The organism is Streptomyces sp. NPDC002588 (genome assembly GCF_040295925.1).
Lineage (GTDB): Bacteria > Actinomycetota > Actinomycetes > Streptomycetales > Streptomycetaceae > Streptomyces.
Map to the genome: position 1 here is coordinate 104,193 of NZ_JBEOWF010000033.1, position 17,030 is coordinate 121,222.

14 protein-coding genes are annotated in these 17,030 nt (G+C 70.2%); 12 read left to right on the forward strand and 2 right to left on the reverse strand.

Annotation, left to right across the window (positions count from 1 at the left end; translation table 11 throughout):
* Positions 1–38 precede the first annotated feature (38 nt).
* From ABT057_RS32385 to ABT057_RS32410, 6 genes are all read left to right on the forward strand, one after another.
* Entirely contained in the window at positions 39–797 is a 759-nt protein-coding gene (locus tag ABT057_RS32385) for a YqjF family protein (protein ID WP_352347202.1), read from the forward strand.
* A 248-nt stretch (positions 798–1,045) separates the two neighbouring features.
* The gene (locus ABT057_RS32390; protein WP_352347218.1) at positions 1,046–2,599 is read left to right on the forward strand and encodes an MFS transporter; all 1,554 of its coding nucleotides are present in this window, start codon (positions 1,046–1,048) and stop codon (positions 2,597–2,599) included.
* Positions 2,600–2,756: 157 nt separating this feature from the next.
* The gene (locus ABT057_RS32395; RefSeq protein WP_352347203.1) at positions 2,757–3,842 is read left to right on the forward strand and encodes an S-(hydroxymethyl)mycothiol dehydrogenase; all 1,086 of its coding nucleotides are present in this window, start codon (positions 2,757–2,759) and stop codon (positions 3,840–3,842) included.
* 187 nt (positions 3,843–4,029) lie between these two features.
* A complete protein-coding gene (locus tag ABT057_RS32400) occupies positions 4,030–4,392 on the forward strand; it encodes a bifunctional 3-phenylpropionate/cinnamic acid dioxygenase ferredoxin subunit (protein WP_352347204.1) in 363 nt (120 codons plus the stop codon).
* Positions 4,389–5,555 carry an NAD(P)/FAD-dependent oxidoreductase gene (locus tag ABT057_RS32405; RefSeq protein WP_352347205.1) on the forward strand — a complete coding sequence of 389 codons (1,167 nt, stop codon included), beginning with the start codon at positions 4,389–4,391 and terminating at the stop codon, positions 5,553–5,555. Before ABT057_RS32400 ends, ABT057_RS32405 begins: the two co-directional genes overlap by 4 nt.
* 52 nt (positions 5,556–5,607) lie before the next feature.
* Positions 5,608–6,738: an aromatic ring-hydroxylating oxygenase subunit alpha gene (locus ABT057_RS32410; protein WP_352347206.1), complete on the forward strand. Its 1,131-nt coding sequence runs from the start codon at positions 5,608–5,610 to the stop codon at positions 6,736–6,738.
* A 1-nt stretch (position 6,739) separates the two neighbouring features.
* On the opposite strand, the gene ABT057_RS32415 is transcribed toward ABT057_RS32410, so the two are convergent.
* Positions 6,740–7,486: an IclR family transcriptional regulator gene (locus tag ABT057_RS32415; protein ID WP_352347219.1), complete on the reverse strand. Its 747-nt coding sequence runs from the start codon at positions 7,484–7,486 to the stop codon at positions 6,740–6,742.
* Between the two features lie 202 nt (positions 7,487–7,688).
* On the opposite strand from ABT057_RS32415, the gene betA reads away from it, so the two are divergent.
* Both betA and ABT057_RS32425 read left to right on the forward strand, forming a co-directional pair.
* Positions 7,689–9,359 (forward strand): choline dehydrogenase, encoded by a 1,671-nt coding sequence (gene betA, locus ABT057_RS32420; protein ID WP_352347207.1) that lies wholly within the window; start codon positions 7,689–7,691, stop codon positions 9,357–9,359.
* Positions 9,360–9,362: 3 nt separating this feature from the next.
* Positions 9,363–10,187 carry a methylenetetrahydrofolate reductase gene (locus ABT057_RS32425; RefSeq protein ID WP_352347208.1) on the forward strand — a complete coding sequence of 275 codons (825 nt, stop codon included), beginning with the start codon at positions 9,363–9,365 and terminating at the stop codon, positions 10,185–10,187.
* A gap of 60 nt (positions 10,188–10,247) precedes the next feature.
* Here ABT057_RS32425 and purU read toward each other — a convergent pair whose 3' ends face one another.
* Positions 10,248–11,120: a formyltetrahydrofolate deformylase gene (purU, locus tag ABT057_RS32430; RefSeq protein WP_352347209.1), complete on the reverse strand. Its 873-nt coding sequence runs from the start codon at positions 11,118–11,120 to the stop codon at positions 10,248–10,250.
* 227 nt (positions 11,121–11,347) lie between these two features.
* Here purU and ABT057_RS32435 point away from each other — a divergent pair, with 227 nt between their 5' ends.
* From ABT057_RS32435 to ABT057_RS32450, 4 genes are read left to right on the forward strand one after another with little or no spacing between them, the layout of a single operon-like run.
* Positions 11,348–12,817 (forward strand): aldehyde dehydrogenase family protein, encoded by a 1,470-nt coding sequence (locus tag ABT057_RS32435; protein ID WP_352347210.1) that lies wholly within the window; start codon positions 11,348–11,350, stop codon positions 12,815–12,817.
* Between the two features lie 20 nt (positions 12,818–12,837).
* Positions 12,838–13,929, forward strand: a complete 1,092-nt coding sequence (locus tag ABT057_RS32440) for a quaternary amine ABC transporter ATP-binding protein (protein ID WP_352347211.1) — start codon at positions 12,838–12,840, stop codon at positions 13,927–13,929.
* A complete protein-coding gene (locus tag ABT057_RS32445; RefSeq protein ID WP_352347212.1) occupies positions 13,926–15,935 on the forward strand; it encodes an ABC transporter permease in 2,010 nt (669 codons plus the stop codon). The genes ABT057_RS32440 and ABT057_RS32445 overlap by 4 nt, the downstream gene beginning before the upstream one ends.
* Positions 15,936–15,948: 13 nt before the next feature.
* The gene (locus ABT057_RS32450; protein WP_352347213.1) at positions 15,949–16,917 is read left to right on the forward strand and encodes an ABC transporter substrate-binding protein; all 969 of its coding nucleotides are present in this window, start codon (positions 15,949–15,951) and stop codon (positions 16,915–16,917) included.
* The last annotated feature ends 113 nt before the right edge of the window (positions 16,918–17,030 follow it).

The window sequence follows — 17,030 nt, forward strand, 5'->3', positions numbered from 1 at the left end:
GAGAACTGAGGGAAGGGGAGTTTTGGCATGCTGACCGCGTGCAGCCGCCCGAGCCCGCGCCGGTCACGCCCGACGCCCCCGCCGCCATATCCTTTCCGCTCCTCACCCAGCAGTGGCTCGATCTGTGCTTCCTCCACTGGGCCGTCGCCCCGGACACCGTGGCGCGGCTCCTGCCGGCCGGAACCGTCCCCGACACGCACGGCGGGGTGACGTACGTCGGACTCGTCGCCTTCCGTATGCACCGGGTCGGCTGGCTGAGACTGCCGGGCGTGCCGTACCTCGGGTCGTTCCCGGAGACCAACGTCCGCCTGTACTCGGTCGACGGGCACGGGCGGCGCGGCGTCGTCTTCCGGTCGATGGACGCGGCACGGCTGATCCCGGTGGCGATGGGGCGCCTCGGGTTCCGGCTGCCGTACCTGTGGTCCCGGATGAGCGTGTGCAGGGCCGGTGACACGGTCTCGTACACCAGTTCCCGCCACTGGCCCGGACCGCGCGGCGCGTACAGCCGTATCACCGTGCGCCCCGGGGAACGCATCGAGGAGCCCACGGCCCTGGAGCACTTCCTGACCGCCCGCTGGGGCATGCACAACGCCTTCTTCGGCGGGGCCGCCTATCTGCCCAACGACCATCCGCGCTGGCCCCTGCACCGCGCCGAGCTGCTCGCCTGCGAGGAGAACCTGATCACCGCGGCCGGCCTGCCCGCCCCGCGTGAGGAGCCGGTCAGCGTCCTGTACTCGCCGGGCGTGCCGGTGCGCCTGGGCCGCCCGGCCCGCCCCGCCGGGATTCCGACCCCCTGAGCCGCGGGCGCCCGCGGCTCAGGCGGTGGGTGTCGTCCGTGGCGTCGAGGATCCGCGAAAAGCGGTGCCCGGATGTCGGATGTCCGGGATTCGGCGGCCTGTGGCTCGCTCCGACCGGCCTGCGGGGTCGAAGGTGGCGGACGTCGTCCCCATCCAGTGCCCCTCGTGGGCGCCGTCAGGAAGAGTCCTCCGTGAATGCCACGACCACGGCGAACGCGCCGCAGGAACGGCGGGCCGCCACGCTCGTCATGGCCTGCGTGGGCGTGTTCGTCGCCTATCTGCCGGTGACCACCGTCTCCGTGAGCCTGCCCGCGATCCAGCGGGCCCTGAACGCGTCGACCTCCCAGCTGTCCTGGGTCTCCGACGCGTTCGTCCTGCCGATGGCCGCCCTCATCCTCACCGCCGGCGTCTTCGGCGACGTCCACGGCCGCAAGAAGGTGTACCAGGCGGGCCTCGCCCTCAGTGGCCTCGGCGCGGTCGTCGCCCTGTGCGCGCAGAACGTCCAGACCGTCTGGGCCGGCCAGGCCGTCGCCGGACTGGGCTCGGCGGCCCTGCTGCCCACCACCCTCGCCCTGATCAGCCACGCGGTCCCCGACCCGCGCGAGCGCGGCAAGTTCATCGGTCTGTGGGCCACGTCCCTCACCGCCGCCCTGGCCCTCGGCCCGGTCATCGCCGGCACCACCCTGGAGCACTTCGACTGGCGCTGGATCTATCTCCTGCCCGTTCCCGTCTCGCTCATCGCCCTGGCCTGCGCGGCGAAGCTGCTGACGGACTCGCGCGCGCCGGGCTCCCGCCGGCTCGACTGGCCCGGCCAGATCTCCGCCGCCCTGGCGATCACCGCCCTGGTCTACGGCATCATCGAGGGCGGCGCCGGGTCCTTCACCGACCCCGAGGTATTGGTCGCCCTGGCCACCGCCGTGGTGAGCGGCGTGGCGTTCGTGATGGCGGAGCGGGCGAGCTCGAGCCCCATGCTGGACCTGACCCTGTTCCGCAGCCCCGCGTTCACCGCCACCACCCTGGTCGCCATGATCAGCTTCCTCGGTCTGATCGGTTTCTTCTTCGCCCTCAGCCTCTACTTCGGCATGGTCCAGCACCTGTCCACGCTCGACGCGGCCTGGCGGCTGCTGATGGTGTCGATGGTCCCGCTGGTGCTCGGCGCCCCCATCGGCAGGCTCGTCCACCGGGTCTCGGCGCGGCTGCTCATCCCGGGCGGCCTGCTGGTCTCCTCGGCCGCACTGCTGTCCCTCACGGACATCGACGCGGACACCTCGTTCGGTTCACTGGCCTGGCGGCTGGCCCTGCTCGGCCTCGGCATGGCCTTCATCATCACCGCGATGACCGCCACCGCCGTCAGCTCGGTCCCCTTCCACCAGGCCGGCATGGCCGCCGCCGGCAACAACGCCTTCCGTCAGGTCGGCGCCGCGCTCGGCCCCGCCGTCCTCGGTGCCCTGCTGTCCGGCAAGGCCGTCGACGCCCTGCCGGGCCACCTCGCCGACGCGGGTCTCGGCGCCCGGACCGTGGAGCAGGTCACGACGGTCGCCGACCAGGCCGGCCTGGGTGCCGTCCGCGGGCTCGACCTGGGCGCGGACACCCCTCGCGTGCTGGGCGCGCTGTCCGAGGCCTTCCTGGACGGCCTCCACCTCTGCCTCGTCGTCGCCGCCGTACTGACCCTGCTCGCCGCCGTCGTGGGAGTGCTGCTGCTGCGCCGCCCGCCGCACACGGCACGGCCCGTGGCCGTCGGCGGGCGGGCGGCGGGCCACGACGCGGCGCCCTCGCTGACGGGCACGCCCGACGTGAGGTGACCGACGGACCACCACGGTGCCCGGGACCACGGACGACGGTCCCGGGCACCACTCTTGACCCCCGCCCGACCCTCCACGATGCTGTGTTGCGGCACATGAGATGTGTGCCGCGATAAGCAACATCTGATTCGAGCAACACCCGACGCCGAGGAGTGCCATGGCTCACCAGGTCCGTGCTGTCGTCGCGCGCGCGAAGGGCGCCCCCGTCAGCCTGGAGACGATCGTCGTCCCCGACCCCGGTCCGGGGGAGGCGCTGGTGAAGGTCGAGGCCTGCGGGGTCTGCCACACCGATCTCCATTACCGCGAGGGCGGCATCAACGACGACTTCCCCTTCCTGCTGGGCCACGAGGCCGCCGGTGTCGTGGAGTCGGTGGGGGAGGGCGTCACCGACGTCGCGCCCGGTGACTTCGTGATCCTGAACTGGCGGGCCGTGTGCGGTCAGTGCCGGGCCTGTCTGCGCGGGCGCCCCTGGTACTGCTTCAACACGCACAACGCCCGGCAGAAGATGACCCTGCTCGACGGCACCGAGCTCTCCCCGGCCCTCGGCATCGGCGCGTTCGCCGAGAAGACGCTGGTCGCCGCCGGTCAGTGCACCAAGGTCGACCGGGCCGCGTCCCCGGCCGCCGCCGGGCTGCTCGGCTGCGGAGTGATGGCCGGGATCGGCGCGGCGATCAACACCGGCAACGTCGGGCGCGGCGACAGCGTGGCCGTCATCGGCTGCGGCGGCGTCGGGGACGCGGCGGTCGTCGGGGCGAGCCTGGCCGGCGCCGCGAAGATCATCGCCGTGGACATCGACGACCGGAAGCTGGAGACCGCGAAGAAGCTCGGAGCGACCCACACGGTCAACTCCCGAGAGAACGACCCGGTCGAGGCGATCCGCGAGCTGACCGCCGGCTTCGGTGCCGATGTCGTCATCGAGGCGGTCGGCCGCCCGGAGACGTACCGGCAGGCCTTCTACGCCCGCGACCTCGCCGGCACGGTCGTCCTGGTCGGTGTGCCGACACCCGAGATGAAGCTCGAACTGCCGCTCCTGGACGTCTTCGGACGCGGCGGCACGCTGAAGTCCTCCTGGTACGGCGACTGCCTGCCCTCCCGCGACTTTCCCATGCTCATCGACCTCTACCTCCAGGGCCGACTGGACCTGGACGCCTTCGTCACCGAGACCATCGCCCTCGACGAGGTCGAGAAGGCCTTCGAGCGGATGCACGGCGGCGACGTGCTGCGCTCGGTCGTGGTCTTCTGACAGCACTCTCCGTACGACACCCGTTCCGCCTGTTCACGCAGGTGGAACGGGTGTTTCCGGCTGCGCCCGGAACGTCCGGCACACCCCCGCGAACCAGGCTTCGGGACGCCTTGACAACGGTTCAGGGCCGCCCCCAAACTGGCGTTGCGCTTACCGCAATCCGTTTCGCTATACGCACCGAGGTGTCATGATGATTCCCGTGTGCCGTCTCGCGGACCTCCCGCGAGGTGAGGCCATCCGGCTCGACATCGACCCGCCGGTCTCGGTGTTCCACACCGACGACGGCGAGGTCTTCGCCATCGACGACACCTGCACCCACCAGGACGCCTCGCTCGCCGACGGCTGGCTGGAGGGCTGCGAGGTGGAATGCCCGCTGCACGCCTCGAAGTTCGACCTGCGCACCGGCGCCGTCGACGCCCCGCCCGCCAAGCTCCCGGTGCGCACCCACGGGGTCGTCGTCGAGGACGGCACGATCTACGTCCGGGTGTCCACCGAGGCCCCCAACCTCCCGCCCTGCGTGGCCTCCCGGCTCGCCGGGGGTCCCGCGTGAGGACCGTCGCCGTGGTCGGCGCCTCGCTCGCCGGACTGTCGGCCGCGCGCTCGCTGCGGAAGCAGGGCTACGACGGGCGGCTCGTCGTCATCGGCGACGAACTCCACCGCCCGTACGACCGCCCGCCGCTGTCCAAGGAGTTCCTGGCCGGCACCCTCGGCGAGGCGGACCTCGCGCTGGAGGCGGACGGCGAGGACCTGGCGGCCGAGTGGCTGCTCGGCGCCCGCGCCGTCGGACTCGACCGCACCGACCGCGCCGTACGGCTCGACGACGGCCGGGAGGTCCGCGCCGACGGTGTCGTGATCGCCACCGGCGCCGCCGCCCGCAGCCTCCCGGGCTCCGAGGGCCTGGCCGGGGTGCACACCCTGCGCACCCTCGACGACGCCCGCGCCCTGCGCGACGAACTGGCCCGCGGCGGACGTCTGGTGGTGATCGGCGGCGGCTTCATCGGCGCCGAGGTCGCCTCCACGGCGTCCGCCCTCGGACTGGACGTCACGGTGGTCGAGGCGGCCCCCACCCCGCTCGCCGGCCCCCTGGGCACCGAGATGGGCACCCTTGTCTCCGCCCTCCACGCCGACCACGGCGTGCGGCTGCTGTGCGGTGTCGGCGTCAAGGGACTGAGCGGCGAGCGCCGGGTCGACGCCGTCCTGCTGGAGGACGGGCGCAGCGTTCCGGCCGACACCGTCGTCGTCGGCGTGGGCGCACGCCCGTGCGTCGACTGGCTCGACGGCTCGGGCGTCGAGCTCGACAACGGCGTCAAGTGCGGCGCCGACGGCCGCACCTCTCTCGCCGGGATCGTCGCGGTCGGCGACTGCGCCAACTGGTACGACCCCAGGACCGGCGCCCACCGCCGTGTGGAGCACTGGACCGGCGCCCGCGAACGCCCCGACGCGGCCGTGGCCACGCTGCTCGCGGGCGGCGCGGTGGAGCCGGGCGTGCCCAGGCCGCCGTACTTCTGGTCCGACCAGTACGGCGTGAAGATCCAGTTCGCGGGTCACGCGGCCGGCGCCGACAGCGTGACCATCGAGGAAGGCGCCGCGGAAGACCGCAACGTCCTTGCCGTCTACCGGCGCGCGGGCCGGCCGGTGGCCGCTCTCGGGATGAACCAGCCGCGGCTGTTCACCCGCTGGCGCAAGCAACTCGCCGTGACCGCGCCCTCGTGAATGAGCAGCCCGCGTGAATGACCCGTCCACGACGTTCCCCGAGGAGTGCACCGTGACCTCGACCAGCCTGCCGGACAGCCTGATCGCCACCCTCCCCGGCACCTCCTACACGGATCCCGGTGTCTTCGCCCTGGAACAGGAGCACATCTTCGAGACGATGTGGTTCTGTGTCGCGCGCGCCTCCGAACTGGCGAAGCCCGGCGCCTTCCGCACCGTCGACGTGGGCCGCGAGAGCATCCTCGTGACACGGGCACGCGACAACTCGATCCGCGCCTACTTCAACGTGTGCCGGCACCGCGGCGCCCGGATCTGCACGGAGGAGACCGGCGAGGTCAAACGTGCCTTCCAGTGCCCCTACCACGCCTGGACGTACGACCTGAACGGCAAGCTCGTCGCCGCCCCCAACCTCACCAAGATGCCCGACGTCGGCCGCACCGAGTACGGCCTGGTGAGCGTCGCCGTCCGGGAGTGGCTCGGCTATGTCTGGGTCTGCCTCGCGGAGAACCCGCCCTCCTTCGAGGAGGACGTCATCGGCGCGGTCGTCGAGCGCCTCGGCGACGTCGAGTCGATCGAGCGCTACGACATCGACAGCCTCTCCGTCGGCAGACGGATCGTCTACGACGTCAAGGCGAACTGGAAGCTCATCATCGAGAACTTCATGGAGTGCTACCACTGCGCCACGATCCACCCCGAACTCACCGAGGTGCTCCCCGAGTTCGCCGACGGCTACGCCGCCCAGTACTACGTCGGCCACGGCGCCGAGTTCGGCGAGGAGATCCAGGGCTTCACCGTCGACGGCTCCGAGGGCCTGGACCGCATCCCCGGCGTCTCCGACGACCAGGACCGCCGCTACTACGCGATCACCGTCAAGCCGCAGGTCTTCATCAACCTGGTGCCCGACCATGTGATCTTCCACCGCATGTACCCGGTGGCCGCCGACCGCACGATCGTCGAGTGCGACTGGCTCTACCTCCCGCACGTCGTCGAGAGCGGCAAGGACGTCAGCCGGTCCGTGGAGCTCTTCGACCGGGTCAACCGCCAGGACTTCGACGCGTGCGAACGCACCCAGCCCGGCATGGCCTCCCGGATGTACGCCAAGGGCGGCGTCCTCGTCCCCAGCGAGCACCACATAGGCGCTTTCCACGACTGGGTCAACGAACGCCTGGGTTCGCCTCAGGGGTGACTCAGCCCAGGTACCCCATCCGGTGGCTGATCTCCTCCGCTCCCTTGAGCAGGATCGGGGAGAGCTCGTGCAGCCGCTCCTCGGTGAACCGGTACGAGGGACCGGAGGCGCTCAGCGCGGCGATGACCATGCCGTCCCGGTCGCGGATCGGGGCGGCCATCGCGTGCAGCCCGATCTCCAGCTCCTCCAGCGTCCAGGCGTAGCCGCGCTCGCGTGCCTCGGCGAGGTTCTTCTCGAGCTTCGCCTTCGCGGTGAGGGTGTGCGGGGTGACCTTCTCCAGACCGGACTGCGCCAGCACCGCGGCGCGCTCCTTGGCCGCCAGGTGCGCCAGCAGGATCTTGCCGCTGGACGTCGCGTGCAGCGGGGTCAGCTCGCCGACCCAGTTGTGCGCGGCGACGGCCGCCGGGCCGCGCACCTGGTACAGGTTGATGGCGTAGTGCTCCTGCATGACCGCGATGTTGACCGTCTCGCCGATCTCCTCGGCCAGCCGCTCGCAGACCGGCCGGCCCTGCTGGGTGAGGTCGAGGCGTCCCGTGACCGCGCCGGCGAGGCGTACGATGCCGAAGCCGAGCCGGTACTTGCCGCGCTCGCCCGCCTGCTCCACGAGACCGCGCGCCTCCAGGGCGCCGAGCAGACGGAACGCGGTGGACTTGTGAACATCGATCTCGGCGGCCACCTCGCTGACTCCCGCCTCGCCGCGCTGGGCCAGAATCTCCAGCACGCTGATGGCCCGGTCGACCGACTGCACTCCGCCGGACTGGGAATTCGTCGTTTCAGTGTCTGTGCTGTGGTTGCTCACAGCGAAACTATACGCGTAGTAAACAACACCATTGCAAGTAACCAGGTGGAAACGAAGGTCCCGTAAGTTGCGTTGTTCGCAACCTAGTGCGTATAGCGCTACTGGTACTAGCATGCCTCGCGTATCTATGGCGCGAGCGAGACGAGGCACCATGGCTCCTCTGCAATACGACTTCGTCATCGTCGGCGGCGGATCGGCCGGCAGTGCACTGGCCAACAGGCTTTCCGCGGATCCCTCGAACCGGGTCCTGGTCCTGGAGGCCGGCCGGTCCGACTACCCCTGGGACGTCTTCATCCAGATGCCCGCCGCGCTGACCTATCCCATCGGCAGCCGGTTCTACGACTGGAAGTACGAGTCCGAGCCCGAGCCCCACATGGGCGGCCGGCGCATCTACCACGCGCGCGGCAAGGTGCTCGGCGGCTCCAGCAGCATCAACGGCATGATCTTCCAGCGCGGCAACCCCCTGGACTACGAGCGCTGGGCGGCGGACCCGGGCATGGAGACCTGGGACTACGCGCACTGTCTGCCGTACTTCCGCCGCATGGAGAACTGTCTCGCGGCCGACCCCGACGACGAGTTCCGCGGCCACGACGGCCCGCTCGTCCTGGAACGCGGTCCGGCCACCAACCCGCTCTTCGGTGCCTTCCTCAAGGCCACCGAGGAGGCGGGCTACGCGCCCACGGAGGACGTCAACGGCTACCGGCAGGAAGGTTTCGCCAAGTTCGACCGGAATGTCCATCGCGGACGGCGGCTCTCGGCCTCGAAGGCGTACCTCAAGCCCGCCAGGAAGCGGCCCAACCTCACGGTCACCACCCGCGCCCTCGTCACCCGTGTCCTCTTCGAGGGCAAGAAGGCCGTCGGCGTCGAGTACCAGCGCGGCAAGGGCGCCCCGACCCAGGTCCGCGCCAAGGAGGTCATCCTCTGCGGCGGCGCGATCAACTCCCCGCAGCTGCTCCAGCTCTCCGGCGTCGGCAACGCGGGGGAACTGAGCGCCCTCGGCATCGACGTCGTCCACGACCTGCCGGGCGTCGGCGAGAACATGCAGGACCACCTCGAGGTCTACATCCAGTACGCCTGCAAGCAGCCCGTCTCCATGCAGCCGTACCTGGCGAAGTGGCGCGCCCCCTTCATCGGCCTGCAGTGGCTGTTCAGGAAGGGCCCGGCCGCGACCAACCACTTCGAGGCCGGCGGCTTCGCGCGCAGCAACGAGGACGTCGAGTACCCCAACCTGATGTTCCACTTCCTGCCGATCGCGGTCCGCTACGACGGCTCGGTGCCCGCGGGCGGACACGGCTACCAGGTCCACGTCGGCCCCATGTACTCCGACGCCATCGGCTCGGTGAAGATCAAGAGCAAGGACCCGCGCGAGCACCCGGCGCTGCGCTTCAACTACCTCTCGACCGAGCAGGACCGGCGGGAGTGGGTCGAGGCGATCCGGGTGGCCCGCAACCTCCTCAACCAGCCCGCCCTCGCCCCCTACAACGACGGGGAGATCTCGCCCGGACCGTCCGTCGAGACCGACGAGGAGATCCTCGCCTGGGTCGCCAAGGACGGCGAGACCGCCCTGCACCCCTCCTGCACCTGCAAGATGGGCACCGACGAGATGTCCGTCGTCGACCCGACCACCATGAAGGTGCACGGTCTCGAGGGCATCCGCGTGGTCGACGCGTCGGTGATGCCGTACGTCACCAACGGCAACATCTACGCGCCGGTGATGATGGTCGCGGAGAAGGCCGCCGACCTGATTCTCGGGAAGGAGCCTCTGGCCCCGTCCAAGGCCGCGTACTACCGCCACCGGGACGCCCAGAAGCAGGCCGGGTAGACGTTGGCCGCCGAAGGGCTGCGGACGCTGCTGGAGTGCGTCCGTTACGAGGTGCTGCCCGCGAAGGCCACCGAGGACAAGGTCCTCGCCCATGTCCCGCGCGACGTCGTCGTCACCGTGACGGCGTCGCCGGTCAAGGGCCTGGACCCCACTCTCGAGCTCACCACCCGGCTCGCGGCGCACGGCTACCGCGTCGTCCCGCACGTGCCCGCGCGGCTGCTGCGGGACGACGCGCACCTGAAGGAGGTCGTCGAGCGGCTCCGCGAGGCGGGGGTGGACGACGTCTTCGTCCCGGCCGGCGACAAGGACCCGCCGGCCGGCGCCTACGAGAGCGCGCTGCCGGTGCTGCGCAGGCTGACCGAGCTGGGCGGGCCCTTCGCCCGCGTCGGCGTCACCGGCTACCCCGAGAGCCATCCCCTCATCCACGACGACCTCACCATCCAGGCGATGTGGGACAAGCGCGAGCACGCCACGTACATCGTGAGCAACCTCTGCTTCGACCCCAAGGCACTGGGGGAGTGGCTCACCCGGATCCGGCGCCGGCACATCACCCTGCCCGTCCATCTGGGCGTCGCGGGGCCCGTGCAGCGGGCGAAGCTGCTGGCCATGGCGACGAAGATCGGCGTGGGCGAGTCGGCCCGCTTCCTGACGAAGCACGGCTCGTGGTTCCTGCGCTTCGCCGCGCCCGGGGGCTACTCACCCGACCGCCTGCTGACCCGGCTGGAGCCCGCTCTCCCGGAAGTGGCCGGCCTGCACCTGTTCACCTTCAACCAGATCGCCGAGACGGAGGCGTGGCGGCGGGCGCTGCTGGCGCGCCTCGGCGCCTGAATCGCCGTATACGACCGAGGGGCGGACCGGATCTCCGGCCCGCCCCTCGGTCGTCCCGTGTCAGCGGAAGACCACCGTGCGGTTGCCCTCCACCATCACCCGGCTCTCGCTGTGCCACTTCACCGCGTGCGCCAGGACCTGGGCCTCCACGTCACGGCCGACCGTGACCAGTTCCCCGGGGTCCAGCGAGTGGTCCACACGGACCACGTCCTGCTCGATGATCTGCCCCTCGTCCAGCTCCGGCGTGACGTAGTGCGCGGTCGCGCCGACGAGCTTGACCCCGCGGTCGTAGGCCTGCTCGTAGGGCTTCGCGCCCTTGAAGCTGGGGAGGAAGGAGTGGTGGATGTTGATGGCGCGGCCCTCGAGCTGCTTGCACAGGTCGTCGGAGAGGACCTGCATGTAGCGGGCGAGCACCACCAGGTCGACGTCCAGCTCGCGCACCAGCTCGAGGAGGCGCGCCTCCGCCTCGGGCTTGGTGTCCCTGGTGACCGGGATGTGGTGGAAGGGGATCCCGTAGGTCTCCGCGAGGCCCTCGAAGTCCCGGTGGTTGGAGACGATCGCCGGGATCTCGATGTTGAGGGAGCCGGTGCGCCGGCGGAACAGCAGATCGTTCAGGCAGTGCCCGAACCGGGACACCATGATGAGCGTGCGGGTCGGCGTCGACGCGTCGCGCAGCGTCCAGGAGATCCGATAGGCCTCGGCGACCGGACCGAACCGGTAACGCAGATTTTTCAGATCGGTGTTTGGATCGGAAACGTCGAAGTGGACCCTCATGAAGAAACGGCCCTGGAGCCGGTCGTCGAACTGCTGGCTCTGCAGGATGTTTCCGGAGTTGCGGACGAGAAAGCCGCTCACGGCGTGGACCAGTCCCGCGCTGTCGGGGCAGGAGAGGGTGAGGACGTACTCACGGCCGGGCCGGGGTCGAGGATACACAGGCGACACAGTGACCTCCGTCGATGCGTAATACACAACTCAATGAGCAATACGCAACATGGTTGGGTCGGCAGGGGGCCTCGGTCAAGAGATGAGGGGGCAATGCGCGACTGTCGAAATCGTCATCCGCCAACCACTTGACGTATGTCCGCACATTGGCCAGGGTGTTCCACCACAAGCAATTTGATGCACGATGCGCAACGCATTCCAGCTGAAGGGCTTGGCGCGTGGCAGACCTGTATGTGGACGGTGAATGGCGGGAGCCGGTGGCCGGAGGCCGCCGGGACATCCGATGTCCCGCCGACGGCACGCTCGGTGCGAGCGTGTCCGAAGGGACGCGCCCCGACACCGAGGCAGCGATCGCGGCGGCCCGCCGGGCCTTCGACGAGGGCCCCTGGCCGCACACCTCCGAGCGCGAGCGCGGCGCCCTCCTGCTGCGCACCGCCGACCTGATCGAACGGGACTCCAAGGAGTTCGCCCGGGCCGAGTCGCTGGACACCGGCAAGCGCCTGGTGGAGAGCGAGTACGACATCGCCGACGTCGTCTCCTGCTTCCGATACTACGGGGGCCTCGGCGGAACCGACGCCGGCCGCGTGATCGACACCGGCCGCGACGACGCCGTGAGCCGCGTCGTGTACGAGCCGGTCGGCGTCTGCGGTCTGATCACCCCCTGGAACTACCCGCTGCTCCAGGCCTCCTGGAAGGTCGCTCCCGCGCTCCTCGCGGGCAACACCTTCGTCCTCAAGCCCAGCGAGCTGACCCCCTCCACCTCGATCCTGCTGCTGAGGGCGCTGGAGGAGGCCGGGCTCCCGGCCGGAGCCGGCAATCTCGTCCTCGGCACCGGCCCCGAGGTGGGCGCGCCGCTCTCCGAGCATCCGGACGTCGACCTGGTCTCCTTCACCGGGGGCCTGGAGACCGGCAAACGGATCATGGCCACCGCCGCGGCGACCGTGAAGAAGGTCGCGCTGGAACTCGGCGGCAAGAATCCCAACGTGATCTTCGCCGACGCCGACTTCGAGACGGCCGTGGACTTCGCCCTCACGGCCGTCTTCCTGCACTCGGGACAGGTCTGCTCGGCCGGCGCCCGCCTGATCGTCGAGGACTCCCTGCACGACCGGCTCGTCGACGAGGTCGTCCGCCGGGCCCGGCAGATCCGGCTCGGCGGCCCCTTCGACCCCGAGGCCGAGACCGGCGCGCTGATCTCCGCCCAGCACCTGGCGAAGGTCGAGGCGTACGTGGCCGCGGGCCTCGCCGAGGGCGCCGTCCTGCGCTGCGGCGGCGAGCGCCCCGCCGACCCCGCCCTCGCCGGCGGCCACTTCTACCCCCCGACCGTCCTCGACGAGTGCCGCCAGGACATGCGGGTGGTGCACGAGGAGTCCTTCGGACCCGTCCTCACCGTGGAACGCTTCACCGACGAGGACGACGCCGTCCGCATCGCCAACGACACCGAATACGGCCTCGCGGGCGCCGTGTGGACGCAGGACGCCGGAAAGGCCCAGCGGGTCGCCCGGCGACTGCGCCACGGAACCGTGTGGATCAACGACTACCACCCCTACGTGCCGCAAGCGGAATGGGGTGGCTTCGGGCACTCGGGCGTGGGCCGCGAGCTGGGACCGACCGGCCTGAACGAGTACCGAGAGCCCAAGCACATCTGGCAGAACATCCAACCCCGGCCGCAGCACTGGTTCCGCGGCTGAACGCCGAAAAGAGGTCGATCGTGACCCCAACACAGACCGAGGTGCCGCAGCGGCGCGGCATGCCCCAGGACTCGGACGGCGCGCCGGTGATCTCCGTGCGCAGTCTGTGGAAGGTGTTCGGACCGAAGGCCGACCGGGTGCCGGGCTCCGAGGAGCTGTGCGGCCTCACCCGGCGGGAGCTGATGGACCGCACCGGCTGCACCGCCGCCGTACGAGACGTGAACTTCGACGTCCGCAAGGGCGAGGTGTTCGTCGTCATGGGACTGTCCGGCTCCGGCAAGTCCACCCTCGTGCGCTGTCTGACCCGGCTGATCGAACCCACCGCCGGTGAGGTCGTCTTCGAGGGCCAGGACATCCGGGAGGCCGACGCGAGGCACCTGCGCGACCTGCGCCGCCGAAAGTTCTCCATGGTCTTCCAGCACTTCGGGCTGCTGCCGCACCGCCGTGTCGTCGACAACGTCGCCTTCGGCCTCGAGATCCGCGGCATGAGCAGAGCGGAGCGGACCAGACGTGCCCTGGAGGTCGTCGAGCTGGTCGGCCTCTCAGGCTACGAGAACTCCTACCCCGCCCAGCTCTCCGGCGGTATGCAGCAGCGCGTCGGCCTCGCCCGCGCCCTGGCCGGCGACCCCGACGTCCTCTTCTTCGACGAGCCGTTCTCCGCGCTGGACCCGCTGATCCGCCGCGACATGCAGAACGAGGTCATCCGCCTGCACCACGAGGTCGGCAAGACCATGGTCTTCATCACCCACGACCTCTCCGAGGCCCTCAAACTGGGCGACCGCATCCTGATCATGCGGGACGGCAAGATGGTCCAGTGCGGCACCGGCGACGAGCTCGTGGGCGCCCCGGCCGACGACTACGTGCGCGAGTTCGTCAAGGACGTGCCGCGCGGCGATGTCCTCACGCTGCGCTGGATCATGCGCCCGCCGGCCGACGGCGACGCCCTGGACGGCCCCGAACTCGGCCCGGACGTCGTCGTACGGGAGGCCACCCGGGCCGTGCTGGCCGCCGAGAAACCCATCAAGGTCGTCGAGGACGGCAAGCTGCTCGGCATCGTCGGCGACGAGGAGATCCTCGCGGTGGTCGCCGGGCAGGAAGGCGACGCGCGATGACCGTCGCCATGGAGAAACCGCAGAAGCCGCAGGAGACGGAGGCGGCACCACAGGCCGAGCCCGCCCGGGCCGCGCGCCGGATCAGCCGGCCCGTGGTGCTTGCCGCGATCCTCGTCGGCTGGCTGCTGCTCTTCGCCCTCCTGCGCGGAAAGCAGACCCTGTCCCTCGCGGCGGCCGACCTCACCGGCCTGCACCGCTGGTTCAACGACGTCAACGACTCCATCGGCGCCGGCCGCAACTCCAACCCGCTCTTCCTCTACTTCTTCAACGAGATCCGGCTGATCATCGACAACCTGGTGACCTTCGTCCAGGACCTGATCTCCCAGCCCTCCGGCGACCGCCCGGTCCCGCAGATCGGCTGGCTCGGCGTCGTCGGCATCGTCGGCTACGTCTCCTGGGCCGTGGGCAACTGGCGGGTGGCCCTGCTGGCCGTCGCCGGGTTCACCTTCTTCGGGCTCCAGGGGCTGTGGCAGGAGAGCATGGACACCCTGGCCCTCACCCTCTCCGCGGTCGCCGTCGCGCTGCTGTTCGCGATCCCGCTGGGCGTGTGGGCGGGACTGTCCGACCGGTTCAACCGGGTCGTGACGCCCCTCCTGGACCTGATGCAGACCATGCCGACAATGGTCTACCTGGCGCCGCTGACCCTGTTCTTCCTCATCGGCGGCGCCTCCGCCGTCATCGCCACCGCGATCTACGCGGCCCCGCCGACGATCCGCATCACCGCGCACGCCATCCGTTCCGTACCGCAGACCACCGTCGAGGCGGGCGAGTCGCTGGGTGCGACACGGTGGCAGTCCCTGGTGAAGGTGCTGCTGCCGATGTCCAAGCGGACCGTGGTGATGGGCGTCAACCAGTCCATCATGGCCGCCCTCGCCATGGTCACCATCGCCGCCCTGATCGACGCGCCCGGCCTCGGCAAGACCGTCATGCAGGCGCTGCAGTCGCTCGACGTCGGTACCGCGTTCAACGCGGGCCTCGCCATCGTCGTCATGGCGATCGTCCTCGACCGGGTCACCACCGCGGCCAGCGCCCGCGACGAGACGGCCCGGCGTTCGAAGAACCGCTTCCTCAAGTGGCGCCGGCCGCTCCTCGGCGCCGGCGCGGCGGTCACCCTGGCGCTCGTCTACATGTCGCACACCTACGTGTGGGCGGCCGAGTTCCCCGGCGAGGGCGGCACCGGAAGCTCGATGGCGAGCGCGGCCGACACCGCGACGAACTGGGCCCAGGACAACCTGTCGGGTCTCACCAACGCCTTCCGCGACGCCATCACCAACGGCTTGCTCAACCCGTTCCAGTCGCTGCTCACCGACTCCCCGTGGTGGCTCGTCGCCGCGGTCGTGACCGGACTCGCCGTCGTGCTCGGCGGCTGGCGTTCCGGGGTCACCACGGTCGTCTGCGTGGGCCTGCTGGTCGGCACGGGCGTCTGGTCGGACGCCATGACGACCCTGGCCTCGACCGTCGTGGCGACCGTCCTGGTGATGGTGTTCGGCATCGTCTTCGGCGTCTGGATGGGCCGCAGCACCCTCGTCGACCGGATCCTGCGGCCTTCGCTGGACGCGGCGCAGGTCATGCCGCCGTTCGTCTACCTCGTGCCGTTCCTGGCGCTCTTCGGCGCGACCCGCTTCACCGCGATCGTCGCCGCCGTCGTGTACGCGGTCCCCGTCGCCATCAAGATCATCTCCGATGGGATCCGGGCCGTCCCCGAGACCACCGTCGAGGCGGCCACCTCCGCCGGGTGCAACACCTGGCAGATCATCACCAAGGTTCAACTGCCGATGTCACGCAGTGCCCTGACCCTCGCGACCAACCAGGGCCTGATCTACGTGCTGTCGATGGTTGTTGTGGGCGGCCTGGTAGGCGCGGGCGCCCTCGGCTACGACGTCGTGGCCGGATTCTCGCAGGGAGAGCTGTACGGCAAGGGGCTGGCGGCGGGACTCGCCATCGTCCTGCTCGGAGTCATGTTCGACCGGATCACTCAGGCAGCGGCGCGACGCGCGAGCGCATAAGGAGCAGCACATCATGGCAAGACACTGGCGAGCCGGCGCAGCCGGCCTGGCCGTCCTCGGCCTCACCCTCACCGCGTGCGGCGGGGCGAAGGTCGGCGACAGCTCCTCGGGCTCGGACAGCTCGGGCAGCTCCGGCAAGTGCGGCACCTTCAACCTCGCGGTCAACCCGTGGGTGGGTTACGAGGCGGATGCCGCGGTCGTCGCGTACGTCGCGCAGAACGACCTCCACTGCACGGTCGAGAAGAAGGACCTCAAGGAGGAGATCGCCTGGCAGGGCTTCGGGACCGGCGAGGTCGACGCCGTCCTGGAGAACTGGGGCCACGACGATCTGAAGAAGAAGTACATCACCGGCCAGAAGACCGCCGTGGAGGCCGGCTCGACCGGCAACAAGGGGATCATCGGCTGGTACGTGCCGCCGTGGCTGGCGAAGGCGTACCCCGACATCACCGACTACAAGAACCTCAACAAGTACGCCTCGAAGTTCAAGACCTCCGAGTCGGGCGGCAAGGGCCAGCTCCTGGACGGCGACCCGTCGTACGTCACCAACGACGAGGCGCTGGTGAAGAACCTGAAGCTGGACTTCAAGGTGGTGTACGCCGGCAGTGAGACCGCGCTCATCCAGGCCTTCCGCACGGCCGAGAAGAACAAGGAATGGGTGATCGGCTACTTCTACGAGCCGCAGTGGTTCCTCTCCGAGGTCCCGCTGGTCAAGGTGAACCTGCCGAAGTACACGACCGGCTGTGACGCCGACGCGGCGAAGGTCGCCTGCGACTACCCCGTGTACGACCTGGACAAGATCGTCAGTGCGAAGTTCGCCAAGTCGGGCAGCCCCGCCTACGACCTGGTGAAGAACTTCAACTGGACGAACGACGACCAGAACACCGTGGCCAAGTACATCGCGGAGGACAAGATGACGGCCGACGCGGCGGCCAAGAAGTGGGTGGAGGCCAACCCCGACAAGGTGAAGGCCTGGCTGAAGTAGCCGACCCGGCAATGCCCGGCGGGCGGGGGGCCCCGGGGGGGCCCCCCCCCCCCGGCGTGGCGCGGGTCCGCCCCGGGGGGGGGCCGGGGTGCCCCGCCCCCGCCCCCCGGGAG